Below are 6461 nucleotides of genomic sequence, written 5' to 3'. Positions count from 1 at the left end.
GTCACCCCCGTCGAGAGCGCCCGTCGGGAGACGACCTCGGCTCGGACGAGGTGCGACCTACCCCGCGGGGTGCGCGGTCCGGCGGGACGCGCCTCCTTTTTTTTCATTCCGCTTTCACGGGCTGAACCGCCTCGGATACGGTCCTCTCCACGACGGGCAAGATCGGCGGAGCGGTGGAGAGCTCCACGTTGACCCCGGTGGCCGCGGGGACCGTGCGCTCAACGAAGAGCCAATCCGGCGGCGTGCCCAGCTCGTAGTCGCCGGCCACGCCCGAGTGCGTGCCGAAACCGGCGATGGCCTGCGCCACGGGGCCGACCTCGGCGCTGTCGGCCTCGATTATCGCCCGCAGGACGATGCGCGCCGCGTCGTAGCTCGCCGCGGCGACGGGACCCGGGACGTGGCCGATGTTGTTGCGAAAAGTCTCGACGAAGACGGTCGTCTTGGCGTTCGGCGATTCCGAAGAGAAGCCGCCCACGAAGTACCCCTGGTCCAGGACGTAGTACTCGGGCAGCTCGAGGCGCCGCGGCTTGGCCGTGGACAGGGCCACGAAGGGCGGGTCGTACGTCAGCTCGGCGCAGGCCTTCAAGACGCCCAGGAGGTCCTCGGTCGAGCCGTTGAGGATGATGCCCGAGACGCCGTCGGCGAGCATCCGGTACGCCGCGGAATCGTAGTCGTAACCGGAGAGGGAGAGCTCCAGGTCGAGGTACTCCATCCCGGTGGCGTCCAGCGCCCGCACGAAGTCGTCGTGGCAGGTGCTCGCGAGCGTTCCCTCGCCGGACACCAGGGCGATTTTGCCCGTGCGCTCGGTTCGCCTATCCAGCCCCAAGCCGCGGCCACCGCCACCGCCTCGGGTATCAACATGTGGTTTCCCACGCACAGGTTGTACCGGTGACGCATGGCCGAGGTGAGACCTACGGATGACCCGACCTCGGACGACGCGTCCAGCATGTCGGAGGTGAAGAAGACGGCGATTCCGAGCTCGTCGGAAAGCCGCGCCGCCAGACGCACCGTGTCGGGGTCGGGGTCGGTGACGATGATGGCCGCCGCCCCGTCGGTTTCGACGAGACGGCGGAACAGGGTCTCGAAGCGCCCGATGTCCCCGCCCGAGTCGTAGTGGATGAGCTCCAGCGGAACGTTGGAGTCGGTGAAGCGCGACTTCACGAAGGCGTTCACGCAGAGCTCGGCGCCGTGGACGCCTTCCAGGCCGTAATACGAGCGGTCGCCGGTCTCGGGGCCCAGGACGCCCAGGTACGCCCCCTCGTGGCGGCCGCAGCCCAGGGCGAGAGATAGAACCAGCGCGCAGAGGAGCGTTCCAGGAACCCAACGCGAGAATATTTGCCGGGGCATAACTCGGTTCGCCGGGGGCGTAGCTCGGTTCGCTCGGTTCGCGACGGCGAGCCGTTCGGTTCGGGCGCATTTCATAGGGTTATCCCTCTTTCGCTGGGGCGTAGCTCGGTTCGCTCGTGGGTCGGGCCGTAAGTCGCACGGTAGTAGGTTGAACCTTTTACCGGGGCAATACCCGCTTCGCTTCGTTTTGGCACGGATGAGCCTAGTAGGTTACGATGATGTATGGGCAGGTCTTCTCTCCCGCCCTCGGGCCGACCTAAAGGTCGGCCCCTACGAGAGTGAACACGACGACCTGAGACTGGACACGCTCGTAGGCGGCCAAAAAGGACCGGAACGCGGGGTAATCATCGATCGAAACCTCTCCGGCGTCTATGCGGAGCTCGTCGGTGACGGTGAGCGTAGGTTGCACCTCGCCGGCCGTGTAATCGTACGTCACGTACAAGCTCGCCAGGGGGGCGCCTCCCGTCGTGGTGAGGGTCAAGGACTGCGGCTCGGGGAGGGAGACCGGCCGGTAGGTGCAACCTCCTACGCCGGGGGGGAGCGCGTAAACCGTGCTCGTGTTCTGCAGCCAGCGGTAGTCGAAACGCAGCGGCAGCGTCCGCTCCGTGAGCGACCCGTAGCGCTGGGCCAGGAGATCCTGGTGGACGTGCGTGGCGAAAATCAGGGTGTCGCCTGTAAGCCGCGCTTCGTGGCGTGCGAGGCCCGGAACCCGCAGATCGTAGGCGTAGTGAACGTTGTCGTTGGTGTCGGTGATGTCGGAGATGTCCACCGCGTACACGTCGGTCCCCGGGTATCGCCGGTTCCAGTAGACCTCGAGGTCCGTCTCCTGCATCTCGGTCTGCTGGTTGTCCGAGCGTCGCTCGGGGCTTAGCTTCGCGCCGTAGTCCAGCTCCCGGTGGCCGACCGCGTTACCGTCGGCGTCTATGACGAAGCGGGTGCGGCTGAAGATGAAGTTGTCGTCGGCGGAGTAGAAAGGCGTTTTTGCGAAATAGCCCCCATCCGGGGTGCTGATGTAAGCCTCCACGCCCTGGTCGCCGGACGGCAGTTCCCACCACGTGTTGAAGTCCGTCGTGCCATCCAGGAAGAGCAGCGAGCCGAACTCGTCCCCGGAGTGGCTCGCCGATAGGGTGAGCTTGGTTTGCACGTCGGCAAGGTCGAACCCCGCCTGGAACGGCACGGCGCAGATCATGTGGTTGAAGAGCCCCAGGGCGGCCTGGTCCCACTTTATCGCGCCTCGGTCCCGGGTGCGGACGAGCACCGGGTACGCCTCTATCCCCAGGGCGCGGTAGAGGCTGACCATGAGCGCCGCCGAGGCCTTGCAGTCGCCGTAGCCCGTGTGCGCCGTGCTCTCCGGCTCGATAGGCTTCCAGCCGCCGATGCCCAGCAGGATGGCTACGTAGCGCAGTTTACGGGTCACGTAGTCGTAGACGGCTTTGATTTTCTCGAAGGTCGTCACGGCGCCGGCTTCGGTGACGATACCGTCGGCCAGCTCGTGAATCCGGGGGGTAGGGGCCAGGGTGTCCTTGGAGAGCTGCCACCACCAGCGGCCGAGGGTGCGCCAGTCGTCGAAGCTCGACACGACGACGAAGGGGAGGACCTCGATCAGCGGTACGGCGGACGCTTCCTCGATTATCCTAGGGGATTCGCCCAAGGTCCAGCGCCAGACGCGCTGGAGGGCGAAATCCTCCACCTCGGGCTCCGGGGCAGAGTTGGCGCCGTGGTAGTGCAAAAGGGACTTCGGGGCGATTACCACGTACTCGGCGATGTGCGTCGGCTGGTAGTTTCCGAAGACGAAGGTGTCGGAGAAGTGCCCCTGATAGATGTTCTCGCCCACGTCGTCAATCTGGTACTCGATGTCTATGACCGCCCCCGGCTCGAGGCCCGGCAGCGGAGCATACCTCGTCACGGAGCCCGAGTACATGCGCGCCTCGGGGTCCGAGGCCGAATACTCTTGCCAGTCCGACGCCTCCAGCTCCGTCCCGTCGCGCCGGATGACCCGGACGTGCCGGACCTCGTAGGTCTCTTCGTTCGGCACGTACGTGAAGTACCCCCAGCCGAAGTCATCCAGCGCGTCCTCGGTTTTGAGCGCTATCACCCGGTGCACGACCCGGCTCGCGGTGCCGTCGGCGTTCACCTTCACGATTTGCTGGTCCAGGAGAACCTCGGCATTGGCGTCGGGGTCCAGGGGCGTAAGCCGTGCTTCGAAGGCGTCAACGAGGGAATAAACGTCGTAGGCGTAGGGCTCGTCGAAGTTTTCCGCAGGCTCCGCCGACCGGGCGGTCGTGGCCAGGGTCCTGCGGTAATCCGTGACCCAGGTGAGGTTGGGCTGTATCGCCAGGGCCCTTGCCCATTCCTCCTCGGCCTTGGACGTATCCCCCGGCAGGCCGAGCCTCGCGGTCGCCAGTTCGTAATCGGCGCAGGCCTTGAGCGCCAGGAGATCGGCGTCATCGGGGCAGATGGTCAGCGCCTCGTCCAGGACGCGCGCCGTACCCGCGTAGTCCCCACCGTCGAAGAGAAGCCGGGCATCGTTCTGGTACAGCCAGAGCGAATAGGGCTCCAGCGGCCGCGCCCCTTCGAGAAGCTCCTCCGCCCGGGCGGTGCGCCCGGCGCTCACGAGGAGGTCCGACAGGTGCCCGAGGACGGATTCGTCCGCGGCGTTCGGCGCGAGCATGCGCATGTATATTTCGACCCGCTCGTCCACGCCGAGGCGGTTCTGGCTGTATGCGGCCAGCTCCTCCAAAAGGGGGCCGTAATCTGGGTGGATGCCGGCCATCCGGTCGAGCGTCCGCGAGCGCTCGAGCTGGTATTCCCGGAGCCCGAGCTGAAGCGCGTCGAGGTGGAGGAGCTTGAGGCAGTCGGGATTCTCCCGGAGTCCGCGCTCGACGTACACCATTACCTCGTCGGGGCGTTGGAGCCCGGAGTAGGCGCCGGCCAGGCCGATGCAGCTCAGGGCGTGGTGTGGGTCCGCTTCGAGCGCATCCTGCCAGGCGAGCTTGGCCGGGTTGAAGCTCTCCTCGTAAAGGGCGTAGGAATAGGCGGCGGGCGCCCAAGGCAAGGGGTGGAACAAGGGGTTTAAACCCCTTGTCTCCGACTTCTCAGACTCCTCGGCCCTGGAGAAAGACCGGGAAAGGGTCATCGCCCGGCTGAAGAGCTCCCGGTGGAGGCGTGAGTCCTGGTCGGCCCTGCGCTCCTGGGCCTCCAGATGGCCGAGGTAGTAAAGGGCGAGGACGTTGTCGGAGTCGGCGAGCTCCTGCAGGCGTGCGTAAGGGTCGGGCGCGGGCGCGAATGTTTTGCCGGGGGCATAGCTCGCTTCGCTCGGTTCCGGTCCCCGGGCGGGACGGTGCCAGCCCGAGGGCGGCGCGGCGCTGTGCTCCAGGGGGAGCGGCTCGCCGCCGCGGTCCGTGGTCCGCAGGTATACCTCCCAGCCCCCCGCGTCGCAGCAGGTCTTCACCAAAATCTCGTGCCAGCCGGGATCGAGGACCACCCCGACCCGGTCGGTGTCGGGATGGGCCCAGCTCCGGTAGCCCTCGAAGGACAGGACCTCGGCCCCGTCCACCCACAGCCTGAACGAGCCCACGGCTCCCAGATTCAGGACTATCCCGGCGCGCGCCTCGACCCGGACCCAGGTCGCCAGAAAGCCGCAGACCTGGTTGTTGGGCCGGGCGACCTCGGAGAGCTGGAGCGGTCCGTAGAAGGGGGAAAAGGAGCCCTCGTCCCCCCAACCCGGGGGGAGCCCCGGATCCTCCGTTAGGGCGAAGGCCGGTTGTGGAAAATCGCGCCAGCCCACGACGATTCGCTTCCCGGTGTAGCGGGCGGCGAGGTTCACCCGCCCGTCCACCTCGGGCCCGTAGGGGGTGTCGAGGCCCGCCTCGCCGGTGTTGTCGAAGGGGCCCAGGAAACTGAAGAAGCGGAGATAGCCCAGGTCGTGCGTCAGCCGGGTCGCCTCCACCGCTCCGTCGGGGCAGCCCGCGGCCCGGTGAATGTCTATCAAGACGGTCCGGGCCTCGGTCGCCAGGGCGGGGTCGGCCGAGGGCTCGTCCGCCAGGGAGTCGCCGACTACGCGGCAGAGCGTCTCCAGCTCCGCCTCCCCCCCCGGAAACTCCCCGGCCGTTTCCGTGAGCTGCCGAAGATAGACCAGGCTCTCCGGCCGGTCCGGCTGCAGCTCGATCAGGCGGGCTAAATTGCGGAAGGCCTCGGCGTACTCCCCCAGCCCCTGGTGGAGCAGGCCCCGGAGCTCACAGAGGGCGCAGGCGGCTTCCCTGTCAACGGGTGACGGTCCCGCGTCCAGCCGGGCCAGGAGCTCCCGGGTGTCCGTCCCGCCCAGATAATCGCACCAGGCGGCGAGGGCGTAATCATCGGCGGGCAGGGAGGCGTCGAGGGCGGGCGGGCCGTCCAGGGTCGGGTAGACGCGGGCGGCCTCGAGGGCGACGGCGCTCGCCCCGGCCAGAGTCGGGACGATGATCAGCACGAAGAGGGCGCGCCCGAGGTTTTTAATCAAGCCTATCCCCTTGCAGACGCAGGTGATGATAGCGGTCCGGGGCCGCATAAGTCAACTGCGCCGCCGGGCCGAAGGAGCCGTGAACCCGCCGTTCCGACCATTCCCTTGACCGGGAGCCGTCGCTATCGTATGATACACCGCTCGACCGGCGCACCCACCACACCGGTGAGCGAAAACGCCCTTTTGCGAGCGAAGAAGGAGAACCCTTGGCCTTAACGATACGTCTCAAACGCTACGGAGCCACCAACCGCCCCGCGTACCGCGTCGTGGTCGCTGAGAAGAGCTCCAAACGGGACGGCAAGGTAGTCGAGGAGATCGGGCATTACAACCCCCGCACCGAGCCGAGCACGATGGAGAGACACTCCGAGGCCGCCCGCCGGTGGATGGAAAAGGGCGCCCTGCCCTCCGGAGCCGTACGCAATATATTCAAGAAGCTGGGGATAGTCTGAACCGGTGACGCGGAAGGAGCCCAAGCTGGGTTTGGCAACAATCTGCGCCGTTGGCGTCTGAACCGGAGACGCGATGGGGACACACCGCCCCGACACCGACCGCGCGTCCCGCCAGCCGCGTCGCCGCCCGATTTTATCGGACGATTTCCGGGGCCCACGATAGGCCC

General features: G+C 67.0%; 3 protein-coding genes and 1 pseudogene. 1 reads left to right on the top strand and 3 read right to left on the bottom strand.

Features of this window, described 5'->3' with window-relative positions; all coding sequences use genetic code 11:
* Positions 1 to 103: 103 nt before the first annotated feature.
* The 3 genes and pseudogenes from NTW26_11160 to NTW26_11150 all read right to left on the bottom strand — a co-directional run bounded on the left by NTW26_11160 (position 104) and on the right by NTW26_11150 (position 5845).
* Positions 104 to 736, bottom strand: coding sequence for an ABC transporter substrate-binding protein (locus NTW26_11160; protein ID MCX7022807.1), 633 nt, complete (start codon positions 734 to 736; stop codon positions 104 to 106).
* A 224-nt stretch (positions 737 to 960) separates the two neighbouring features.
* Positions 961 to 1347 (bottom strand): annotated as a pseudogene (locus NTW26_11155) (ABC transporter substrate-binding protein).
* A 256-nt stretch (positions 1348 to 1603) separates the two neighbouring features.
* The gene (locus NTW26_11150) at positions 1604 to 5845 is read right to left on the bottom strand and encodes a DUF3857 domain-containing protein (GenBank protein MCX7022806.1); all 4242 of its coding nucleotides are present in this window, start codon (positions 5843 to 5845) and stop codon (positions 1604 to 1606) included.
* Positions 5846 to 6051: 206 nt separating this feature from the next.
* Here NTW26_11150 and rpsP point away from each other — a divergent pair, with 206 nt between their 5' ends.
* Complete coding sequence (gene rpsP / locus NTW26_11145; GenBank protein MCX7022805.1) at positions 6052 to 6294, top strand: 30S ribosomal protein S16; 243 nt, start codon at positions 6052 to 6054, stop codon at positions 6292 to 6294.
* Positions 6295 to 6461 lie beyond the last annotated feature (167 nt).

It is taken from the genome of bacterium, assembly GCA_026398675.1.
GTDB lineage: Bacteria > RBG-13-66-14 > RBG-13-66-14 > RBG-13-66-14 > RBG-13-66-14 > RBG-13-66-14.
The sequence above is the reverse complement of the archived record's forward strand: the minus strand, read 5'-3'. Positions and strand labels throughout refer to the sequence as shown.